Genomic DNA, 20,025 nt, shown 5'->3' with positions numbered 1-20,025 from the left:
TCCGCTTGCAAGGTCGGCTGAGCCTGGGACAAACCGCTCAGGAGCGCAACCGCTGATCGAGGATCGATGGCTGCAGCATCCGCGCGCTCGCCTGCACCAGCCAGCAGGCAAGAATGAACGGCGCTGTCAGGGCGGCAAGCCCCAGTCCGGTAAATCCGGGTTGCAGCAGGATGGCCAGGCCTGCAGCGATGCCCGGCATCCACGGTTTATGCCGCTGGTGACTGAACGCCAGGGCCGCCAGCGCGGGGTTGTAGCCAGAGAGGCCCAGCAGTGCTGAATCGGTCTCGTGCTGCCAGAGCGCGAAGGCGATGCCGCTGGCGCAACCGAGCAGTGCCCACAGCGCTGCGGTCCGGTTGGCGAGCAGCAGACCCAGACCGATCAGCACGCCCGCCAAGGGATGATCCAACAGAAAAACTTGCCCCAAGCCCAGTGGCAACGCCTGGATGAGGTCCATGTCGACAGGGCGGGTCGTCGGCACCGGGTCGGCAAACCCCAGCAGCCCCCAGCTGAACAGCACGAAGGGCGCGGTGTATGCCTTCAGGCACGAGGGCCGCGGTGTGCGCTGCAGCCAGGCATGCATGAGCATCGCGCTGGCTCCGCCGCAGGCCATGATCAGCAGCGGCAACAGGGGCGACCACTCGAAGCGATAGCAGATCAACAGGCCGATCAGCACGCCGTTATAGCTGTACACGCCCGACTGGCGCTCAAGCTTTGCGTAGCCACGTCGCTGCGCCGTCAGCAAGCCCGCGACCGCCCCCAACAGCGCGCCGCCGAGGGAGGAGGGCGCACTGATCAGGATCGCCAGCAGGCACAACAAACCGCACACCGGATGACGTTGCAGCAGTACCTGACTGAAGCCATTGAGCAGCGCTTCGGCCCAGTCGTGGCAGTGGGATGAAGAAGGCAGAGAGTGGTTGGCTGGCATGTATGTATTCAATAACTATATTTATTGTATACATATTGGCTTGGTGTCGATGGACTTTCAAGACATGCCGAGGCTAACCGCCATGTCGAGCCGAGCCAGTCGTGGGCGCCGACGTTTCGGCGCCCTCAATTGCAGCGTGCGTCAGACCCTGAACTGCCGCAGCAGGCCGTTCAACTGTTCGCTCAACCCTTTGAGCTGACTGCTGGCGGCGCTCGACTGCTCGGCGGCGATTGCCGTGCTCTGCGAGAGTTGCGCCGCCTGGGTGACGTTCTGGTTGATGTCTTCGACCACATGGGACTGCTGCAGCGTAGCGCTGGCGATCGAGGCGTTCAGGCCGTTGAGGTTGCGCAGGGCCTGACTGATCGAAGTCAGGCTCTGTCCGGCCAGGTGGGCTTGTTCGATCGTCAGTTGTGACGAGCGACTGCTGTCGCCGATCACTTTTACGGCGGCGTCCGAGTGGCGTTGCAGGCGCTCGATCATGGCCTGGATTTCGGCAGTGGATTTTTGCGTGCGCTGGGCCAGCATGCGCACCTCATCGGCCACCACGGCGAAGCCCCGGCCCTGATCGCCCGCCCTGGCCGCTTCGATGGCCGCGTTGAGGGCGAGCAGGTTGGTCTGCTCGGCAATCGAACTGATGACATCAAGCACACCGCCGATCTGCGTGCTTTCGCTGGCCAGCGTGCGGATCACCTCCACGGCCTGATCGATCGTGCCGGAGAGATGGTCGATCTGCTTGAGGCTGCTGTCGATGTTGGCCTGGCCTTGCTGCGCCTGAGACTCAGCATTGCGCATTTCGCTGGCGGCATGCTCGGCGTTCTTCGCCACATCCTGCACGCCGTAGGTCACTTCATTGACGGCGGTCGCCACCTGTTCCATCTGCAAGGACTGCTGATGACTGCGTTCCTGCGCCTGTATGGCATTGCTGCCCAGCTCACTGCTGGCTTCACCCAGCCCGACGGCAGACCGTTGCAGCTCGCTGACGACCCGACGCAGCTTGGCGGTGAAGGCGTTGAAATGGCGGGCAAGCTGGGTCACTTCATCATTGCCGTGGGTTTCAAGGCTGCGCGTCAGATCGCTCTCGCCACTGGCGATACTGGCCATGGCCTCGACAGTGGTTTTCAGCGGACCGGCAATGCTGCGGCCGATCAGGATCAGCAGCAGCGCCATCACCAGAATAATGCCGGCGCTGATCGACAGCGCCTTGATCACCTGCTGGCGAAACTCGGCCTGCACGTCATCGACATAGACGCCGGAACCGATGATCCAGCCCCAGGGCGTGAACAAAGTAATGTAAGACGTCTTCTGTACGGCATCGCTGGCGCCCGGCTTCGGCCAACGGTAGTTGACCATGCCGGCGCCTTTGGCTTTGGCCAGCGTGACCATCTCATTGAAAACCTGGAAACCGTCGGGGTCCTTCACGCCGGAAAGGTCCTGACCGACCAGCTTTGGGTTGGCCGGATGCATGATCATCACCGGACGCAAATCGTTGATCCAGAAATAGTCGGTCTGGTTGTAGCGCAGCCCGCGGATGGCATCCATCGCCTGTTGTTGCGCTTGCTCGCGGCTGAGAGTCCCGGCGCTTTCCAGCCCATGGTAGTAGTCGAGCAGACCGGCGGCGGTCTGCACCACATGCATGGTTTTTTGCGCCTTGGCGTCGTAGAGATCGTCATGGATTTGCTTGAGCATGGCCGCGGCCAGCGTGAACAGCATCAACACAGCGACGATGAGGATCAGCCACAGACGCCGGCTGATCGAGAGATTGCGCATATTCATACCCGTCACTCCGTTCTTTTGTTCTTGTTATGTCGGCTGGCCGTTCGGCGGAACGGCTGCACACAGCGAATCTGCCACAGCGGATCTGCACAGTGAATCCATGCAACGAAGTGGGGCTGTCTTAAATGATCTCGGCTTGAGCGGGATAAACCTGAGAGCGACGCAGGGATTTATACGTGCGTCTGTAGGCCTGGTCCTATCCAACACAGGCGTGTTGTAAAAATGACGTCAGATTAATATCACGCATAGCCAAAGGCTTACACGAAGTGGAGATTTTTGCTCTAGGTTGGATCCCGTCGCAGCGGTACATTGGATCCATCAACTGCAGCAACGGAAGGCTGCAGGATCAGGGACGATCGACCGTTGCCAGGCATTGGCGGCCAACAGGAAGTTGGACGGTGTTGCAAAACCCGCTTCGGCGGGTTTTTTTATGCCCGCAGGAAAAGCCCGTCCGTCTTGTCCTGACGCCTCTGTTACAACCGTTTCGACCAAATGTCATCACTGGATGGAATTTCCGGCGCTCGCGCAGTTCACAGTACGGACAATACCCGAGTCCAGGACAGGGCCGGCCGGGCAGGCAATGGGAAAAATTACTGTGGATGTGGCGAAAATGGCAGTAGACGGACAACATAAAGGACTCATTCTAGTGGTCGAAGATGAGTCGATCATTCGCGATTTCGTTTGCGAGATTCTGGGTGACGAGGGCTTTTCGACCCATGCGCTGGAAAGCGCCGATGAGGCCGCGAAATTCCTGGACGATCATGCAGACAGAGTGTCTCTGCTGCTGACCGACATCCTGATGCCTGGCACGCTCAACGGTGCCGACCTGGCCAACCTGTCGGGCGACAAGTGGCCGCAGATTCCGATCCTGATCATGTCGGGTCACGAGACGCCGGAAAGTTCGGGCGTCACGCACAAAGTCACGTTTATTCGCAAACCCTGGAGTTTCGGTCAGTTGCTCGATGGCGTCGACACGGCGCTGCAGACTGGAAGCGTTGCCTGAGCTCAGCGATCCGGCTCGCAGCCTTTGAGCACCAGACGAATGATCGTCTGCGCAGCCGCCTCGTAATCGGCGTCGTCCAGCCTGGCCTTGCCGGTTACCGTCGAGATCTGCCAGTCGAAATCGGCATAAGTCTGAGTGGCGGCCCAGATGCTGAACATCAGGTGATGAGGATCGAGCGGGGCGATCAGACCGTCATCGATCCAACCTTGAATGCAATCGATGTTGTGCCGCGCCTGGCCGTTGAGCTGCTCGACTTGCTCCGGCGTCAGGTGCGGTGCGCCGTGCATGATCTCACTGGCGAACACTTTGGAGGCGAACGGTAATTCCCGGGAGATGCGGATCTTCGAGCGGATGTAGCCGCTGAGCACCTCGGCGGGAACCCCCTCGCGATTGAACGGCGTCGACGCCTGCAGGATGGGCTCGATGATGCTTTCGAGCACCTCGCGGTAGAGGTTTTCCTTCGATTTGAAGTAGTAATAGACGTTAGGCTTGGGCACACCGGCCTTGGCTGCGATGTCGCTGGTTTTGCTGGCGGCGAACCCTTTATCGGCGAATTCTTCACTGGCTGCGCGCAGTATCAGTTCTTTGTTGCGCTCGCGGATGCTGCTCATAAACCGGTATTTCCTTGCCTGCTCGGCGGTGGCGAATGGTAGCACCGGCCTTGCGACAGGCTCAACATGGTGCAAGGCGAGACCCGCGCCGGCCTGGCAGTTTATGCTCGGCGCCTACTCTGAAACACATCGGACGGAATGACGCTCATGGCAGGAAGCAGCTTGCTGGTACTGATCGACGACATCGCAACGGTGCTCGACGACGTGGCCCTGATGACCAAGATGGCCGCCAAGAAAACCGCCGGGGTCCTGGGCGACGACCTTGCACTCAATGCGCAGCAGGTGTCGGGCGTGCGCGCCGAGCGCGAGTTGCCGGTGGTCTGGGCGGTGGCCAAGGGATCGTTCCTCAACAAGCTGATTCTGGTGCCAGCGGCGTTGGCGATCAGTGCGTTCATCCCGTGGGCGGTCACGCCGCTGCTGATGATCGGCGGCGCTTACCTGTGTTTCGAGGGCTTCGAAAAGCTGGCGCACTCCTTTCTGCACAGCGCCAAAGACGATGAGGGCGAACACGCGAAACTGACGGACGCCGTGGCCGACCCGGCGACCGACCTGGTGGCATTCGAGAAGGACAAGATCAAGGGCGCGGTGCGCACCGACTTCATTCTGTCGGCAGAGATCATTGCCATCACCCTCGGCACGGTCGCCGATGCGTCGCTGACGCAACAGGTCATCGTGTTGTCGGGCATTGCCATTGTCATGACCATCGGCGTCTACGGCCTGGTGGGTGCGATCGTCAAGCTTGATGACGGCGGACTGTACCTGAGCGAGCTCAAAGGCGAGGGCGGCGGGCGGCGGATGCAACGGGCACTGGGACGCGGCGTCTTGAGTGCGGCGCCTTACATGATGAAAAGCCTGTCGGTGATCGGCACGGCGGCGATGTTTCTGGTGGGCGGCGGCATTCTCACCCATGGCTTGCCGGTGTTGCACCATGGCATCGAAAGCCTGGCTTCGGCTGCGGGTGCGCTGGCCTTTGTCGTCCCCACCTTGCTCAATGCGGTAGCGGGAATCATCGCCGGTGGTATTGTGTTGGCGGTGGTACTGGGAGCAAAAAGAATCTGGCGCCTTTTCAAGGCCTGAACGGTATTTTCGGTGGCGAGGTGTCGACCGTATGAACAGCCCTTTGTTTTCCAGCGTGGTTGCCTACGCCCAGCACTGTGAGCGGCAACTTGTCGAAATCCTCCATCGCCGACCGACGCTCGATCGGCAACAGGTGATGTCCTGGGTCGACGAGCAGAGCCATGCGATGAAAGACCGTGATCCTCTGGACCTGCTGCGCTCGCTCAATGCCAAGGTCCGCGCGGGCAAACCCATGCCCTGGGAAGGGCATCCCTGACCTGAGCCTTCGCTCTCGCGGGCGTGGGTTGCCCGCGATGGCGAGGGCGTCAGTCGCCATCAATGTGGTCGGTCCCGCTGCATCCCCGGCCATCCGCTTCTGCCGACGCAGCGCCCTTCAATTCTCCGCAAGCGGCCGGTATGTTTCTTCCGGCTTGCGCTTGTTGTAGTACGTCGCGGCGGCAACCAACACCACCAGAATACTCAACAGCACCAGCGACGAACCCACCGTGCCGAAGTCCAGACCACCTTTCTCATAGGGCTTGGTCAGCACATCGCCCAGCGTCGCGCCGAAGGGACGGGTAAGGACGAAAGCGATCCAGAACAAGGCGACCGACGACAATTTGGTGGTGTAGTACAGCAGCGCAATCACCGCGATCGCTGAGCCAATCAGCAGCGCCCCGCCCATGAAGCCCAGCCCTGAATCGTCCGCGAGGAAATCGCCCAGCGCCGTTCCCAGGGTGTTGGAAAACAGAATCGCGAACCAGTAGAACAGTTCGGCCTTGAGCGTGGTCACGCGGGTCACCGACAGCGACTTCTCACTCAGGTACCAGACCGTGAAAATCGCCAGCAATATCGCCACCAGAATTGCCGACCCCGCCGCATACCCCAACCCCAGTGTGCGATCCATGAAGTCGGACATCGTCGTGCCCGCCGTGCTGGTGGACAGAATGACAAGCCAGTACAGAGGCGGGTTGTAGCGTCTGGACGCCAGTTGCGTGAGCAATGTGACGACAAATACGCTTATCAGGATCAGCGAGCTCATCAGGTAGCCAACGTCCAGTGTCATCGACAGCAGGTCACCCGCTGTTTCGCCCAATGTCGTGGCGCAAATTTTCATGACCCAGAACGCGAGGGTAATCTGCGGAAGTTTATTCATTGTATTTACCGGGGAAAAAAACGGGATTTGTTCGACATCGGCTATCAATGGCCGATACCCCCGATAATCATGTTCACGGCGTTAAAAATAGGTCGTATGAACATGAAAAGGTCATGAAAGAAACAGTTGGCTGGCGAGCTGCATGCAGTGCACGACCAAGGGCGCTCTGCCGCTGTAATCAGATGTGTAGAATCTCAGGGGATGGATAGAGGGGCATGATGATCGATTCATCGCCATTGCGTTGAACAGGGGAGACATAGCGATGCACGGATATGGAATGTCGGGTGATCTGCTGCACTTGAGCCTTTATTTAGCAACGATCGTGGCCTGGTTTTATCTATGGCTGGTTTGCATGTTCAATAGCAGGACATCACCCGGAAAAAAATCCGGAATGCGCATATTGCTGATCTGTGCACTGGGGGTGCCTGGTCTGGCGACCGTTCTGGTGGGCGGCGCATTCCTGTTGTTCGGGCTGGAATACATCGTTTGGAGCCTGATGGTCGTCGGCGTCGGCGTGCCAGTCGCAGGCGTGCGCCTTGCCCATGCTCTCGATGCCAGGTGATTCATCCGGTGAGGTGCGAGCCAGGGCCCGCACCTCACACGGCATCAGAAAAACACCTTCAACAAAAAGCTTGCCGTGTTCTGATCGGTATCGAAGTAACGGGTGTCGTTGATCCCGTACTTGTTGCTCCAGTAATCGTATTCAATCCCCACGTAAAGTTGCCTGTCGGCCAGGTTCAGCGCCTTGCCCAGGTCGTACTTGATCTGCGGGTTGAAGTGCAGGTTGGAATGGTAGTCGCCGTGCGTGTTGGACTGTTTGTTGTCCACCACCCAGTCCATGAAACCGTCGATCAGGATGTCCGACTTGCCCACCGGAATGGTGTAGGACCAGACCGGCGTGATCTGCCAGGCGCCGTAACCTGCGCGGTGGCCGTCGGTGTAACGCTTGTAGAAGTTGAGCTGGAAGTAATCGAAGCCTGGCAGGTTCAAGTCAAAGCCAGGGCCGATCAGGTAGGACTCGACATCGCCTTCACCAAACTCGTACGTGGTCGCCAGCAGCACATCTTTGATCGGGCCGAGTTCTAACTTCTGGTCGAAGATTTTGCCCAGAGACAGGCGCGGCGATATTTCGCCGTAGGTCGAGGCGTTGCCCAGGCCCGAATCTTTTTTGCCGTTGTAATTGATGTAGTCCAGGAAGATAAAGTTGTCGCCGTACTTCCAGCTGTCTGCGTGCTCGAACGTGAACGTCTGTTGAACGTCCGGGTTCACGGCGAAGTTCTTGCCATAAAGGTAAGTCAGGCTGTTGCTCTGCCACTGCAGCAGATCGCCAGACATCGCCGGGGCGGCGGCCAGCAGGCTACCGGCGGCCATCAGGCTGGAAAGCGTACGGTTCATGCAATTACTCCCTTGAATGAAAAGTCGTTGTTTTCTAATAAACGGCGCTCTGTTCCGGCGCCTTGATTGCGGCTGAATAAGTTGTCTGTTTGGTCAGCTTCATAGGGTTAGCAAGAGCTGAGCCAAGGCCCTGAAAAAAGACAAAAAAGTCTCGTCGTCTGTTTGGAAAACAGTCGATTCCAGGGTGTTTCGTTGCCATTTCGAGGGCGCAGCGGCTGAGCGGTAACTTGTCCGTTCAGTCAGAATATTGTTGTAGGTCGCGGGACCTTTGTTTTCGAGCGGCGTTTGAGCGGCGGCGGAGGATACTGACTCGCGCGACAACCCTCAAGTGCTCTGCGACAGAGCACCGGGTTCGAAAACAGGGCACGCATGCGTTGCCGATCAGTGCGAGTGCAAGGGTCCTGCCATGGCCGCGCGCTCGGCGCCACCCAGGACGTTGAACAGCAGGTTCAACAGGACCGCGCTCAAAGTCGCCATGGCGATGCCGCTGTGGGTGATCGGGCCCATCCAGCCGGGTAACTGGCTGAAGAATTCAGGTCGTACCACCGGGATCAGGCCCATGCCGATGCTCACGGCCACCAGCAACTGATTGCGCCGGTCGGAGATATCGGCTTCCTGAAGAATCTTGATCCCGGTGGCAGCGACCATGCCGAACATGGCGATCGCCGCACCACCCAACACCGCCGGAGGAATCGAGGCCACCAGATACGCCGCCTTGGGCAGCAGGCTGAGGACCACCAGAAAACCGCCCGCGACAATGGTCACCGAACGGCAGCGCACGCCGGTCATCTGCACCAGCCCGATGTTCTGGGCGAAGGAAGAGTGCGTGAAGGTGTTGAGGAAACCCGCCAGAAACGACGCTGCGGCATCGCAGAGCAGGCCGCGGCGGAGCATGCCGGGTGTCACTTCCCGGTCGGTGATCTTGCCCAGCGCGAGAAACATGCCGGTGGACTCGACGAAGATGATCACCACCACCAGACACATCGAAAGAATCGGCGCGAGGCTGAATTGCGGCATGCCGAAGTGCAGCGGCGTGACCACTTTCACCCACTCGGCCTGCGCCAGTCCGCTGAGGTCGACCATGCCGATCAGGCCGGAAAGCACATAGCCCAGGCCCATGCCGATCAGCACCGAGATGTTGACCCAGAACCCGCGCATGAAGCGGTTGATGAGCAGGATGGTCAGCAGTACCAGTGCGGCGACGGCCAGGTAAAGCGGATCACCGAAGCTCACGGCCTTGTTGCCGCCGCCCGCCCAGTTCACCGCCACCGGAAACAGCGACAGGCCAATGGAGGTGATGACCGTGCCGGTCACCAGCGGCGGAAAGAAGCGCACGATTTTCGACATGAACGGCGCGATCAGCATGCCGAAGAAGCCGGCGGCGATGGTCGCCCCGAAAATACCCGGCAAACCCACGCCGGGCATCCCGGCCATCGCCACCATGCTGCCAACAGCGGCAAAGCTTGCGCCCATCATGATCGGCATTCGGATGCCCAGTGGGCCGATGCCCAGCGACTGCACGACCGTCGCGATGCCGGCGACGAGCAGGTCCGCGTTGATCAGAAAGGCGATTTCTTCCCGTGAGAGGCCAGCGGCCTGGCCAATGATCAGCGGCACCGCAACGGCGCCGCCGTACATCAACAGGACGTGTTGCAGGCCCACCAGCATCAGTTGCATCAGTGGCAGGGGCTGTCGTGGTGGCGCAGCAGGGATGCGCGCGTGAGTTGACTCGGACATGCAACACCTCGGATTTTGTTCTTGTTTTTTGAGTACGCCCGTTGCGGCTGGGCGGTGGAGCCTTCGTTGAGCACATTTACGGTAGGAGCGAGGCTTGTCCCGCGATCGGCTGCGCAGCAGCCGTAAAATCGGCAAGCGCGGTGTGTCAGGCAGAACCGGGATGCTGACTTTACGACGACTGCGTCGCCGATCGCGGGGCAAGCCACGCTCCTACACTGAGCGCGTGGCTCGGCTGTTTAATTCGTCTGCGCCCCCTTGTCGATCCATTGCCCCAGCAGATCACGTTCCTGCTGGGTCATCTGGGTGATGTTGCCCAGCGGCATGATCTGCGCAGTCACGGCCTGGGCCTGGATGCGCGGGGCCAGTTGCTGGATCTGTTGCGGGGTGTCGAACATGATGCCGCCCGGCGCGCTGCTGAACAGCGGGCTGGTCGGTTTGGCCGAATGGCAGACCGCGCAGCGTTCCTGAATGACGCTGTGGACCTTCTCGAAGTCCACGCCGCTGGCGTTGGCCTGTGCGGGCTCGGCGGGGGCCGGCGCGGCAGGAGCCGCGGGTTTCGGCTCATCGGCGCGATGGCCGCCAATGGCCGTCGCAGGCAATGGCTGGTATTCGATCTTCGCCACTTCCGGACCACGAGGCATTTGCGCAGGACCGGTGACATAAGCCAGGCAAATCATCCCCAGCGCGCCGACCGGCAACGCCCAGGCGAACTTGTGGCTGTTGTGGCGCGTGTTGAAATAGTGACGCACGACCACCGCCACCACCGCGATACCGGCCAGGATCAGCCAGTTGTACTGACTGCCGTAGGTGCTCGGGAAATGGTTGCTGATCATGATGAACAGCACCGGCAGGGTGAAGTAGTTATTGTGCCGTGAACGCAGCAGGCCTTTGGCAGGCAGCGTCGGATCCGGCGTGCGATTCTCGGCAATCGCCGCGACCAGCGCCCGCTGTGCCGGCATAATGATGCGGAACACGTTGCCGACCATGATCGTGCCGATGATCGCGCCAGTGTGCAGATAAGCGCCGCGCCCGCTGAACACCTGACTGAACCCGTAGCAGGCGCCGATGACCAGCACGAACAGCACCAGGCCCAGCAGGCCGGGACGCTTGCCCAGTGGCGAGTCGCAGAGCAGGTCGTAGATGAACCAGCTGGCGATCAGCGCGCCGACACCGATGGCGATGCCTTCGCCGCCGCTCAGCGTACTGCCGGGGGCGAGCAGGTAAAGGGTGGGATTGGAGTAGAACACGATGCACAGCAGCACGATGCCCGACATCCAGGTCCAGTAGGCTTCCCATTTGAACCAGTGCAGGTTGTCCGGCATGGTCGGAGGCGCCAGCTTGTATTTTTCCAGGTGGTAGATGCCGCCACCGTGGATTGCCCACAGATCACCCGAGAGACCGTCGCGCGGGTTGGCGCGATTGAGGTTGTTCTCCAGCCAGACGAAGTAAAAGGACGCGCCGATCCAGGCGATCCCGACGATCATGTGAATCCAGCGCACGCCCAGATTCAGCCATTCCATCAGATGTGCAGCCACAGTCTTTACCGTTTGCCTGTCGTCACTTACGGACGCTAAGGCCCTTTCTTATAAGTGGGGATCGAGAATCATCTTCTGACTCTCTTCGAAGAAATGCTCATCGCAGTTATTGCCACTGCCACTGCGATCAACCACCAGGAAGTCATCCCGCTTTTCGATCGTCAGCACCGGGTGGTGCCAGACGCCGCGATGGTAATTAACACCCTGCCTGCCATTGGTGATGAAGGCGCGGGTCAACTCTGGTTCAGGTGCATCGCCACAGGGCGCGACCACGACCAGAAAAGGGTTGCCGAGCAGCGGAATGAAGGCCTGACTGCCCAGCGGATGGCGCTCCAGCATGCTCACGGTCAGCGGCATGTCCAGCGCGTCGGCGCGGAAAATGCTGATGATCGCCTTGTCGTCCGGCGTTGCCGTCTCAACGGTCGCCAGACGATGGAAGCGCATGGTCGAGCCGTTGTTGATCATGAAGTGATCGCTGCCATCGGTTTCGATCACATCACCGAAAGGGGCGAAGGCTTCTTTGGTCAACGGCTCGATAATCAGTGTGCGCATGCGGGTTCTTCTTTCTCGAAATTCGTAAATGAAAACACAGCAGTTTTTGTCTTTACGCGATCTTCTGTAGGAGCGCGGCTTGTCCAGCGATTGGCGACGCAGTCGTCGTAAATGCGAGAAATGCGGTCGGTCTGATACGCCGAATTTGCCGATATTACTGTCGCTTCGCGACAGATCGCGGGACAAGCCACGCTCCTACAGACTCAGCATTACTTCGCCACCTTGCCCAACACCCGCAAGCGGCTCACGCCGCCGTCGGGGAATACGTTCAGGCGAATATGAGTGATCGGGCCCAGCGCCTTGATCTGTTCGACGAAGGTGTGCTCGGCGTGCATTTCCAGCTTCTGGCTCGGCAGAAGTTCGCGCCAGAACAGGCTCTGGGTTTCGATCTGGCTGTCGGTGCCGCCCTTGACGAACGCCGCCTGGATCGAGCAGCTGTCCGGGTAGTTGCCCTTGAAGTGCAAGGTGTCGACGACGATCTGCTCCACTTCGCCGGCATGACCCAGCGCCACGATCACCCAGTCGTTGCCTGGCGTGCGGCGACGTGCGGTTTCCCAGCCGTCGCCCATGTTCACGCCACGGCCCGGGTTGAGAATGTTGCTCATGCGGCCGAAGTGTTCATCGGAACAGGCCAGCGCACGGCCGCCATTCAAGGCCGCGGCCAGGTCGATCTGTTCGTTGTCGCCCACCGCCGACCAGTCGCGGTGCGGCACGCCGTACACGCGCAGGCGCGCCACGCCACCGTCCGGATAAATGTTGAAACGCAGGTGGCTGTACGCCTGAGTGTCGGAAATTTCGTGGTAATGATGGCTGTCGCCTTTGAGCTCGACGGCGGGCAACACTTCTGTCCACACGGTGTTGTCGTCCGGCTCGCCCGAAGCCAGGAAACAGGCTTCCAGCGAGGCCGATGGCGGGTAGTTGCCGGTGAAATACGAGGTGTCGATGTCCACGCCCTTGATCGAACCTGCCACGCCCAGACGAATCACGGCGCTGTCATAGCCTTCGAAACGCTTGCGGCGCGATTCCCAGCCGTCCATCCACTTGCCGTTGTCGTCGAACACGCCTTCTTTCCACACCGCCGGGGTGGGTTGGAACAGGCGGTTGGCGTCGGCGAACCAGTCGTCGGTGACGGAAAGGATCTTGGTGCCCAGGCGCGCGTCGGCCAGGTTGACGAATTTTTCGAAGGGTACGGCGTAAGCTTTCATTCTTTTTGTCTGCCTTTTTGGTCAGTGGCGTGGGAGAGGGCGGTCAGAGGGCTTGCAGGCGAAACAGGGCGATCTTGTTGATCTCGGCCAGCGCACAGGCGAACTCGGCGTCTGCCGAGTTGTGAATGCGCGTCTCGAAGGCCGCGAGGATCTGATGCCGGTTGCTGCCTTTCACCGCCATGATGAAGGGGAACGCGAACTTGGCTTTGTAGGCTTCGTTCAGTTCGGTGAAGCGTGCAAACTCATCGGGCGTGCACTGGTGAATACCGGCGCCAGCCTGCTCATCGGTGCTTGCCTGGGTCAGTTGGCCCTGCACGGCAGCCTTGCCGGCAAGGTCCGGGTGAGCGTTGATCAGCGCCAGTTGCGTGGCGTGATCGGCGCTCGACAGGATGTCGCTCATTCGGGCATGCAGCGTCTGGACATCGTCAAGGTCCGCGCCTTGCCCAAGGTCCCAGGCGCGTTCCGCGACCCAGGGCGAATGCTCGTAGATGTCGGCAAACGCCTCGATGAACGCTTCGCGGCTCAAGGCCGAAGGCGTCAGGCTCTGGAAACGGCTCATTGGCTCACCTGCGACTGGAAAGGATGAACGGCCTGCCAGTGGCGGGCGATTTCGACGCGACGGGCGAACCAGACCTGCTCGTGACCTTTGACGTATTCGATGAAGCGCTGCAGCGACGCCAGACGGGCAGGGCGGCCGATCAGGCGGCAATGCAGGCCGATGGAGAGCATCTTCGGCGCCTCGGTACCTTCGGCGTACAGCACGTCGAACGCGTCTTTGAGGTACTCGAAAAAGTCGTCGCCCTTGTTGAAACCCTGCACCTGGGTGAAGCGCATGTCGTTGGTGTCCAGCGTGTACGGGATCACCAGATGCGGCTTGCCAGTCGGGTTGTTCGGCTCCCAGTAGGGCAGGTCGTCGTCGTAAGTGTCGCAGTCGTACAGAAAGCCGCCTTCTTCCATCACCAGCCGGCGAGTGTTCGGGCCGGTGCGGCCGGTGTACCAGCCCAGCGGGCGTTCGCCGGTGAGTTCGGTCAGGATGCGGATCGCTTCGAGCATGTGCTCTTTTTCCTGTGCCTCGTCCATGTTCTGGTAGTCGATCCAGCGATAGCCGTGGCTGCAGATTTCGTGACCGGCGTCGACCATCGCGCGGATCACGTCCGGGTGACGCTGCGCGGCCATGGCCACGGCGAAGATGGTCAGCGGGATATCGAATTGCCTGAACAATCTGAGGATGCGCCAGACTCCGGCGCGGCTGCCGTATTCGTAGAGCGATTCCATGCTCATGTTGCGCTGGCCCTGCAGGGGCTGCGCCGCGACCATCTCGGACAGAAACGCTTCGGATTCCTTGTCGCCGTGCAGAATGTTGCGCTCGCCGCCTTCCTCGTAGTTGAGCACGAACGACAACGCGATACGGGCGTTGCCTGGCCATTGAGGATGGGGCGGGTTACTGCCGTAACCGATCAGGTCGCGTGGATAGTCGGCGCTCACTGCAATCTTCCTTATCTACGTGTTGTCTGTTGCAGTGGCCGTCAGTGCTTGACGATGGCCGCCGCTGCGATGGATAGATTGTATACAACTTTAATTACGGTTTGTAAGCCTGTTTTTTCGCTTTTCGACTGCCGTATGACACTGCAATAAACTTGCCTGGGTGGTCAGGATCTCTGCGGAAACTTCAATGGCGTCAGCAACAGCAGGGATTTCAGGGGGTTGACTGTCCGATGGTTTCAGCCCGAGTGAAAAGTCATTTTTATTGTGTACAATTTAAATCTAAAGTGTCTTAATTGCTCATCGCTCGCACCCGTCAGGCACTGAAAGGGTGCGATTCCTGACTCCAACCATCAAGCGAGGCACTGACAAGCCATGGGACGACTGACCACACACGTGCTGGACGCCGCGCACGGCTGCCCGGGCAGTGGCATCCGCATCGCCCTTTATCGGGTCGAAGGCGAACGCCTGGAGAAAATCGCCGAGGCGACAACCAATAGCGACGGTCGATGCGATGCACCGTTGCTGCAAGGTGAGGCGTACCGCTCAGGCGTCTACCAGCTGCAGTTTCTCGCCGGTGATTACTACCGTGGCAAGGGCGTGACCCTGGGTTATCAGGCGTTTCTCGATGAAGTGGTGCTGCGCTTCGGCATCGACGCCCGGCAGGATCACTACCACGTCCCGCTGCTGATCTCGCCTTACAGCTACTCCACATATCGCGGCAGTTAACATCCACTTCAAACCGCTGCACGTTTGCCCCTGTTGCTCTTGCCCGCCCCACACTGCGGGCTTTTTTTCGCCTGGCGAAAACCGCGGCGACGCTGCCTGCCGCCGCGCTCCACCGTCCTTCAGTGACTGATCAACGCCGCCGTTCCGGCCGTGCCAAACAACCCTGCGCTGATGCGGTTGAACCAGCTTTGCCCTTTGCCGGTACGCAGGTAGCGCGCGGCACCCTGGGCGCCAAGGCCGTAGAACAACTTGCAGGCCAGATCGAGCACCGTCCAGGTCACGATCATGGTGATCAACTGACCCAGAAACGGCTGATCCGCCTTGAGAAACTGCGGCAGAAACGCGGCGAAGAACAGGATGTCCTTGGGATTGCTGGCGCCCAGTACAAAAGCCCGCCAGAACAGCGCGGCAAAACCCGGATGAACCACAGCGTCCGGCACCTGCGCGCCACGCTCCGGCAGGCGCGATTGCTTCCAGCTCTGCCAGGCGAGATAGAACAGGTACAGACCGCCGACGATTTTCAGTGCGCTGAACAGCTGCTCCGAGGCCATCAACATTGCGCCAAGCCCCAGTGCCGACGCGCTGAGCAGGCAGATCGATGCGCAAACCCCGCCGAGGAACGCCGGATACGAGCGCAGCAGGCCGTAATTCAGACTGTTGCCGATCATCAGCAGTGACAGCGGGCCGGGAATCAGAATCACCACCAGCGCAGCGCCGCTGAACAGCAGCCAGGTTTCCAGAGGCATGCAGGTTTCTCCTTGTCGAACATCAGAAAAGCAAAAACGCCTTCCGGCGTCAGTGCAGAACCCTTGTAGGAGCGCGCTTGCCCGCGATTGCGTTCTTCCCGTCACCAGATCCTTGGCTGAGATGACGCATCGCGGGCAGGCACGCTCCTGCAGTTGGGTATTCGCGGGCTTACAAAAACACAAACTTGGCAATGAATATCGCGCACAGCACCCACAGACTGACCGAGATTTCCCGGTGCCGCCCGGTTCCGGCCTTCAACACCACATAGGTGATGAAACCCAGCGCAATCCCGTCGGCCACCGAGAAGGTCAGGGGCATCATGATCGCGGTCACGATGGCCGGAATGCTTTCAGTCGCTTCTTCCCAATCGATATGCGCCATACCGCCCATCATCAGCATGGCCACGTAAATCAAGGCACCCGCCGTCGCATAAGCGGGAATCATGCCAGCCAGCGGGGCGAAGAACATCGCTGCCACGAAGAGCACGCCAACCGTCACGGCGGTCAGACCAGTCCGACCCCCGGCCGCCACGCCCGAGGCGCTTTCCACGTAACTGGTGACAGGCGGCACGCCGACCATCGCGCCGAACACGCTCGACGCACTGTCAGCCTTCAAGGCCCGGGACAGGTTCTCGATCCGGCCATCTTCACGCACCAAACCGGCGCGCTGTGCGACACCCATGAGCGTGCCGGCGGTGTCGAACATGTGCACGAACAGAAATGCCAGTACGACGCTGATCATGCTGACGTTGAGCACACCCGCCAGGTCCATCGCCATCCAGGTGGGCGCCAGGCTGGGCGGGGTCGAAAAAATTCCGTTGTAATGCACCAGGCCCAGACCCCAGCCAGCGAGCGTCACGGTGATGATGCTGATCAGGATCGCGCCGAACACACGGTGATAACTGAGCACTGCAATCATCAGAAAACACACCGCCGCCAGCAGTGGGCCGGGCTCACGCAGCGAGCCGAGGCGGATCAGCGTGGCCGGGCTGTCGACGACGATGCCGGCGGTCTTCAGGCCGATCAGGCCGAGGAACAGGCCCACACCCGCGCCCATGGCAAAGCGCAGACTCACCGGAATGCTGTTGAGCAGCCATTCGCGAATGCGCGAGAGCGTGAGGAACATGAAGATCACCCCGGACACGAACACCGCACCCAGCGCCGTTTCCCAGCTGTACCCCATGGTGCCGACCACGGTGTAGGTGAAGAACGCGTTCAGGCCCATGCCTGGCGCAAGGCCTACCGGCCAGTTGGCGTACAGGCCCATCAGCAGGCAACCCATCGCGGCGGCGATGCAGGTGGCGACGAAGGCGGCACCATGGTCGATCCCGGCGTCGGCCATGATGTTGGGGTTGACGAAGATGATGTAGGCCATGGTGATGAAGGTTGTCAGGCCCGCCAGCAGCTCGGTTTTGACGGTGGTCCGGTGCAGGCTCAACTTGAAGATGCGTTCAAGCAGACCGGTGCGCGCGGGTGTGAGGTCCAGCGACGTGGCTTCGGGTTTGCGAGTTTCCACAGTGAAATTCCTCGGGCGTCTTTGTTGTTTTTTTCAGAGCCGGTAACTGCTCCGTGGTGTGTGACGACCCGCCAGGCTGATTTGTTGACTGAAAGGTCAGAAACGTGCACGGGCGAATTATGCGTTTGTATACAAATAATGCAAATAATGTTTTCTGTTTTGTTTCGTGGATTTTGCCGATTGTGTGCATAACGGCCCACCGGGGCGGGGCCTGTGCAGACTTTGCACACTGTGTACAATGCGCCATTACTTTTACTGTGACTTTGCGGCGATATCTGCTATTGATTTGCCCATCAGCGATCACGGTCACGGCCCAAGTGCCGGATTCAGTTCTCACGAGTGCCCATGAACGATCAGTTGCAACCCCTCAAGAAACAACCGCGCACGGCCAAGGCAGGTCGCAGCGGGACCCAGGACGACATCGTCTACGCCCATATTTTCGAAGCCATTCTCGAGCAGCGCCTTGCGCCCGGCACCAAGCTGAGCGAAGAAGCGCTGGGCGAGATTTTTGGCGTCAGTCGCACCATCATCCGGCGCGCGCTCTCGCGTCTGGCTCACGAAGGCGTGGTCTTGCTGCGTCCGAACCGTGGGGCGGTGGTCGCCAGTCCGAGCGTCGAGGAAGCGCGGCAGGTGTTCTTCGCCCGCCGTATGGTCGAGAAGGCCATCACCGAGCTGGCAGTCGAGCACGCCACCGTTGAACAGCTCAACGAGCTGCGCAAGATGGTCAGCGATGAGCGCGACAGTTTCTCCAGGGGCGACCGTGGGGCGGGCATCCGGCTGTCAGGCGAGTTCCACCTCAAGCTTGCCGAAGCGGCGAAGAACGCGCCCTTGATCAGCTTCCAGCGCAGCCTGGTTTCCCAGACCTCGTTGATCATCGCGCAGTACGAAAGCGGCAACCGCTCGCACTGTTCGTACGACGAACACACGCAATTGATCGACGCCATCGAAGCGCGCGATGCCGACCTGGCAGTCAACCTGATGATGCATCACATGGACCACATCGACAGCAAGCTCAACCTGGACGAAGAAAGTGCGTCGGATGACCTGCACGCGGTGTTCTCGCACCTGATGCTGCCGAAGAAGAAATCGGGGCGCAGTACAGCTGTTTAAGCGCGCTACTCAGTGGATCAGCTCGCACTAAGTTCAGTTTGATCGTTCCCACGCTCCGCGTGGGAATGCATCCCTAGACGCTCCGCTTCCAAAACAGACGCAGAGCGTCGAGACGGGCGTTCCCACGCAGAGCGTGGGAACGATCATCATCTCCAGGACGCCCCACGGATGCCTCAGCGCTTATGCACCCGTACCCCCGCCGAGTAGGTCTCGCTGACTGTCCTGTCATCGCCCAGTGTCATTAATACGAATAGCTTCTCCTCGATACTGGTCGCCTGTTTCATCCGGTACGACAGCAGCGGGGTCGCGTTGAAGTCCAGTACCACGAAGTCCGCTTCGCTTCCCGCTTGCAGGTTGCCTATCCGGTCGTCCAGCCGAAGCGCCCGCGCGCCTCCGAGCGTTGCCAGGTACAGCGACTTGAACGGGCTCAGCTTGGCGCCCTGCAGTTGCATTACCTTGTAGGCCTCGTTCAGCGTCTGCAGGATCGAGAAGCTGGTACCGGCGCCCACGTCGGTGCCCAGTCCTACGTTGAGCTTGTGCCTTTGTGCCATCGGCAGGTTGAACAGGCCACTGCCCAGAAAGAGGTTGGAAGTAGGGCAGAAGGCGACGGCTGACCCGGTTTCGGCCAGGCGCTGACATTCCTGATCGCAAAGATGCACGCCGTGGGCGAACACCGAACGCTCGCCCAGCAGGTTGAAATGGTCGTAGACATCCAGGTAATTCTTGCGCTCCGGGAACAGCGCCTTGACCCACTCGACCTCTTTCAGGTTTTCGCTGATGTGGGTCTGCATGTACAAGTCCGGGTATTCGGTCAGCAGTTGCCCGGCCAGCGTCAGCTGCTCCGGCGTGCTGGTCGGGGCGAAGCGCGGCGTAACCGCGTAATGCAGACGCCCCTTGCCATGCCAGCGCTCGATCAGCGCCTTGCTGTCCAGGTAGCTGGATTCAGCCGTGTCGACCAGGTAATCCGGGGCATTGCGGTCCATCATCACCTTGCCGGCGATCATCCGCAGGTTGAGCTTCTGCGCGGCGCTGAACAGCGCGTCCACCGATTCTTTGTGTCGGCTGCCGAACACCAGCGCCGTGGTGGTGCCGTTACGCAGCAATTCCTTGAGAAAGATGTCCGCCACTTCGGCCGAATGCGCGGGGTCGGCAAACTGTTTTTCGCACGGGAAAACGTACGTGTTCAGCCAGTCCAGCAACTGTTCGCCGTAGGACCCGACCATTCCGGTCTGTGGCAGATGGATGTGGGTGTCGATGAAACCGGCAGTGATCAGGGCGTCGGTGTAGGTCAGCACTTCGACCTCGCGCGGCAGATTGCCCAGCAGGTCTGCGGCATTTCCCACCGCAGTGATCCGGCCGTCCTCGACGATCATCAGACCGTCTTCGAAATACTCGTAGGACGCGTCGACAGCGACCTGAGCAGGGTCGTCCAGGCTATGAACGATGGCGGCGCGGTAGGCTTTCTTTTCAATGGTCATTTCAAGATTCACTTTT

20 protein-coding genes are annotated in these 20,025 nt (G+C 60.1%); 6 read left to right on the top strand and 14 right to left on the bottom strand.

Annotation, left to right across the window (positions count from 1 at the left end; all coding sequences use genetic code 11):
* Positions 1–37: 37 nt before the first annotated feature.
* The gene (locus tag AAGQ88_RS18370; RefSeq protein ID WP_342653193.1) at positions 38–925 is read right to left on the bottom strand and encodes an urea transporter; all 888 of its coding nucleotides are present in this window, start codon (positions 923–925) and stop codon (positions 38–40) included.
* Positions 926–1,066: 141 nt separating this feature from the next.
* Complete coding sequence (locus AAGQ88_RS18365) at positions 1,067–2,698, bottom strand: methyl-accepting chemotaxis protein (protein WP_342653192.1); 1,632 nt, start codon at positions 2,696–2,698, stop codon at positions 1,067–1,069.
* Between the two features lie 610 nt (positions 2,699–3,308).
* On the opposite strand from AAGQ88_RS18365, the gene AAGQ88_RS18360 reads away from it, so the two are divergent.
* Positions 3,309–3,701, top strand: coding sequence for a response regulator (locus tag AAGQ88_RS18360; RefSeq protein WP_093459541.1), 393 nt, complete (start codon positions 3,309–3,311; stop codon positions 3,699–3,701).
* Positions 3,702–3,703: 2 nt separating this feature from the next.
* Here AAGQ88_RS18360 and AAGQ88_RS18355 read toward each other — a convergent pair whose 3' ends face one another.
* Positions 3,704–4,312: a TetR/AcrR family transcriptional regulator gene (locus AAGQ88_RS18355; RefSeq protein WP_285425888.1), complete on the bottom strand. Its 609-nt coding sequence runs from the start codon at positions 4,310–4,312 to the stop codon at positions 3,704–3,706.
* A gap of 147 nt (positions 4,313–4,459) precedes the next feature.
* Here AAGQ88_RS18355 and AAGQ88_RS18350 point away from each other — a divergent pair, with 147 nt between their 5' ends.
* Positions 4,460–5,389, top strand: a complete 930-nt coding sequence (locus AAGQ88_RS18350) for a DUF808 domain-containing protein (protein WP_342653191.1) — start codon at positions 4,460–4,462, stop codon at positions 5,387–5,389.
* Positions 5,390–5,420: 31 nt separating this feature from the next.
* The gene (locus AAGQ88_RS18345; RefSeq protein ID WP_256214402.1) at positions 5,421–5,645 is read left to right on the top strand and encodes a hypothetical protein; all 225 of its coding nucleotides are present in this window, start codon (positions 5,421–5,423) and stop codon (positions 5,643–5,645) included.
* Positions 5,646–5,762: 117 nt separating this feature from the next.
* Here the strand turns inward: AAGQ88_RS18345 and AAGQ88_RS18340 are convergent, their stop codons facing one another.
* Positions 5,763–6,524 (bottom strand): hypothetical protein, encoded by a 762-nt coding sequence (locus AAGQ88_RS18340; RefSeq protein WP_342653190.1) that lies wholly within the window; start codon positions 6,522–6,524, stop codon positions 5,763–5,765.
* A gap of 277 nt (positions 6,525–6,801) precedes the next feature.
* Here AAGQ88_RS18340 and AAGQ88_RS18335 point away from each other — a divergent pair, with 277 nt between their 5' ends.
* A complete protein-coding gene (locus tag AAGQ88_RS18335) occupies positions 6,802–7,086 on the top strand; it encodes a hypothetical protein (RefSeq protein WP_342653189.1) in 285 nt (94 codons plus the stop codon).
* Positions 7,087–7,130: 44 nt separating this feature from the next.
* On the opposite strand, the gene AAGQ88_RS18330 is transcribed toward AAGQ88_RS18335, so the two are convergent.
* The 7 genes from AAGQ88_RS18330 to puuE all read right to left on the bottom strand — a co-directional run bounded on the left by AAGQ88_RS18330 (position 7,131) and on the right by puuE (position 14,433).
* On the bottom strand, positions 7,131–7,919 hold the full coding sequence (locus AAGQ88_RS18330) for an outer membrane protein OmpK (protein ID WP_093459533.1): 789 nt from the start codon (positions 7,917–7,919) through the stop codon (positions 7,131–7,133).
* A 381-nt stretch (positions 7,920–8,300) separates the two neighbouring features.
* A complete protein-coding gene (locus AAGQ88_RS18325) occupies positions 8,301–9,656 on the bottom strand; it encodes a nucleobase:cation symporter-2 family protein (protein ID WP_285425893.1) in 1,356 nt (451 codons plus the stop codon).
* A gap of 236 nt (positions 9,657–9,892) precedes the next feature.
* Entirely contained in the window at positions 9,893–11,191 is a 1,299-nt protein-coding gene (locus AAGQ88_RS18320) for a urate hydroxylase PuuD (protein ID WP_342653188.1), read from the bottom strand.
* 48 nt (positions 11,192–11,239) lie between these two features.
* Positions 11,240–11,743 carry an ureidoglycolate lyase gene (locus AAGQ88_RS18315; RefSeq protein WP_285425991.1) on the bottom strand — a complete coding sequence of 168 codons (504 nt, stop codon included), beginning with the start codon at positions 11,741–11,743 and terminating at the stop codon, positions 11,240–11,242.
* Between the two features lie 209 nt (positions 11,744–11,952).
* Positions 11,953–12,948, bottom strand: a complete 996-nt coding sequence (gene alc / locus AAGQ88_RS18310; protein WP_285425895.1) for an allantoicase — start codon at positions 12,946–12,948, stop codon at positions 11,953–11,955.
* Positions 12,949–12,991: 43 nt separating this feature from the next.
* A complete protein-coding gene (gene uraD / locus AAGQ88_RS18305) occupies positions 12,992–13,507 on the bottom strand; it encodes a 2-oxo-4-hydroxy-4-carboxy-5-ureidoimidazoline decarboxylase (RefSeq protein WP_342653187.1) in 516 nt (171 codons plus the stop codon).
* Entirely contained in the window at positions 13,504–14,433 is a 930-nt protein-coding gene (gene puuE, locus AAGQ88_RS18300; RefSeq protein ID WP_342653186.1) for an allantoinase PuuE, read from the bottom strand. The genes uraD and puuE overlap by 4 nt, the downstream gene beginning before the upstream one ends.
* A 372-nt stretch (positions 14,434–14,805) precedes the next feature.
* Here puuE and uraH point away from each other — a divergent pair, with 372 nt between their 5' ends.
* Positions 14,806–15,159: a hydroxyisourate hydrolase gene (gene uraH, locus AAGQ88_RS18295; protein WP_342653185.1), complete on the top strand. Its 354-nt coding sequence runs from the start codon at positions 14,806–14,808 to the stop codon at positions 15,157–15,159.
* A 119-nt stretch (positions 15,160–15,278) separates the two neighbouring features.
* Here uraH and AAGQ88_RS18290 read toward each other — a convergent pair whose 3' ends face one another.
* A complete protein-coding gene (locus AAGQ88_RS18290) occupies positions 15,279–15,905 on the bottom strand; it encodes a LysE family translocator (RefSeq protein ID WP_342653184.1) in 627 nt (208 codons plus the stop codon).
* Between the two features lie 169 nt (positions 15,906–16,074).
* A complete protein-coding gene (locus AAGQ88_RS18285; RefSeq protein WP_285425900.1) occupies positions 16,075–17,421 on the bottom strand; it encodes an NCS2 family permease in 1,347 nt (448 codons plus the stop codon).
* Between the two features lie 345 nt (positions 17,422–17,766).
* Here AAGQ88_RS18285 and AAGQ88_RS18280 point away from each other — a divergent pair, with 345 nt between their 5' ends.
* Positions 17,767–18,531: a GntR family transcriptional regulator gene (locus tag AAGQ88_RS18280; RefSeq protein ID WP_342653183.1), complete on the top strand. Its 765-nt coding sequence runs from the start codon at positions 17,767–17,769 to the stop codon at positions 18,529–18,531.
* Positions 18,532–18,704: 173 nt separating this feature from the next.
* Here the strand turns inward: AAGQ88_RS18280 and guaD are convergent, their stop codons facing one another.
* Entirely contained in the window at positions 18,705–20,009 is a 1,305-nt protein-coding gene (gene guaD, locus AAGQ88_RS18275) for a guanine deaminase (RefSeq protein ID WP_342653182.1), read from the bottom strand.
* Positions 20,010–20,025 lie beyond the last annotated feature (16 nt).

Origin of the sequence: Pseudomonas sp. F3-2 (assembly GCF_038804275.1) — a bacterium.
Lineage (GTDB): Bacteria > Pseudomonadota > Gammaproteobacteria > Pseudomonadales > Pseudomonadaceae > Aquipseudomonas.
Note: the sequence above shows the minus strand (reverse complement) of the source record. Positions and strands in the feature narration are given on the sequence as shown.

Coding starts and splice junctions, on each gene's coding strand:
- AAGQ88_RS18365 (WP_342653192.1), bottom strand. CDS start 2,698: ATGAATATGCGCAATCTCTCGATCAGCCGGCGTCTGTGGCTGATCCTC.
- AAGQ88_RS18280 (WP_342653183.1), top strand. CDS start 17,767: ATGAACGATCAGTTGCAACCCCTCAAGAAACAACCGCGCACGGCCAAG.
- AAGQ88_RS18370 (WP_342653193.1), bottom strand. CDS start 925: ATGCCAGCCAACCACTCTCTGCCTTCTTCATCCCACTGCCACGACTGG.
- AAGQ88_RS18355 (WP_285425888.1), bottom strand. CDS start 4,312: ATGAGCAGCATCCGCGAGCGCAACAAAGAACTGATACTGCGCGCAGCC.
- AAGQ88_RS18350 (WP_342653191.1), top strand. CDS start 4,460: ATGGCAGGAAGCAGCTTGCTGGTACTGATCGACGACATCGCAACGGTG.
- AAGQ88_RS18335 (WP_342653189.1), top strand. CDS start 6,802: ATGTCGGGTGATCTGCTGCACTTGAGCCTTTATTTAGCAACGATCGTG.
- AAGQ88_RS18315 (WP_285425991.1), bottom strand. CDS start 11,743: ATGCGCACACTGATTATCGAGCCGTTGACCAAAGAAGCCTTCGCCCCT.
- AAGQ88_RS18340 (WP_342653190.1), bottom strand. CDS start 6,524: ATGAATAAACTTCCGCAGATTACCCTCGCGTTCTGGGTCATGAAAATT.
- uraD (WP_342653187.1), bottom strand. CDS start 13,507: ATGAGCCGTTTCCAGAGCCTGACGCCTTCGGCCTTGAGCCGCGAAGCG.
- AAGQ88_RS18290 (WP_342653184.1), bottom strand. CDS start 15,905: ATGCCTCTGGAAACCTGGCTGCTGTTCAGCGGCGCTGCGCTGGTGGTG.
- AAGQ88_RS18345 (WP_256214402.1), top strand. CDS start 5,421: ATGAACAGCCCTTTGTTTTCCAGCGTGGTTGCCTACGCCCAGCACTGT.
- AAGQ88_RS18330 (WP_093459533.1), bottom strand. CDS start 7,919: ATGAACCGTACGCTTTCCAGCCTGATGGCCGCCGGTAGCCTGCTGGCC.
- AAGQ88_RS18360 (WP_093459541.1), top strand. CDS start 3,309: ATGGCAGTAGACGGACAACATAAAGGACTCATTCTAGTGGTCGAAGAT.
- alc (WP_285425895.1), bottom strand. CDS start 12,948: ATGAAAGCTTACGCCGTACCCTTCGAAAAATTCGTCAACCTGGCCGAC.
- guaD (WP_342653182.1), bottom strand. CDS start 20,009: ATGACCATTGAAAAGAAAGCCTACCGCGCCGCCATCGTTCATAGCCTG.
- AAGQ88_RS18325 (WP_285425893.1), bottom strand. CDS start 9,656: ATGTCCGAGTCAACTCACGCGCGCATCCCTGCTGCGCCACCACGACAG.
- uraH (WP_342653185.1), top strand. CDS start 14,806: ATGGGACGACTGACCACACACGTGCTGGACGCCGCGCACGGCTGCCCG.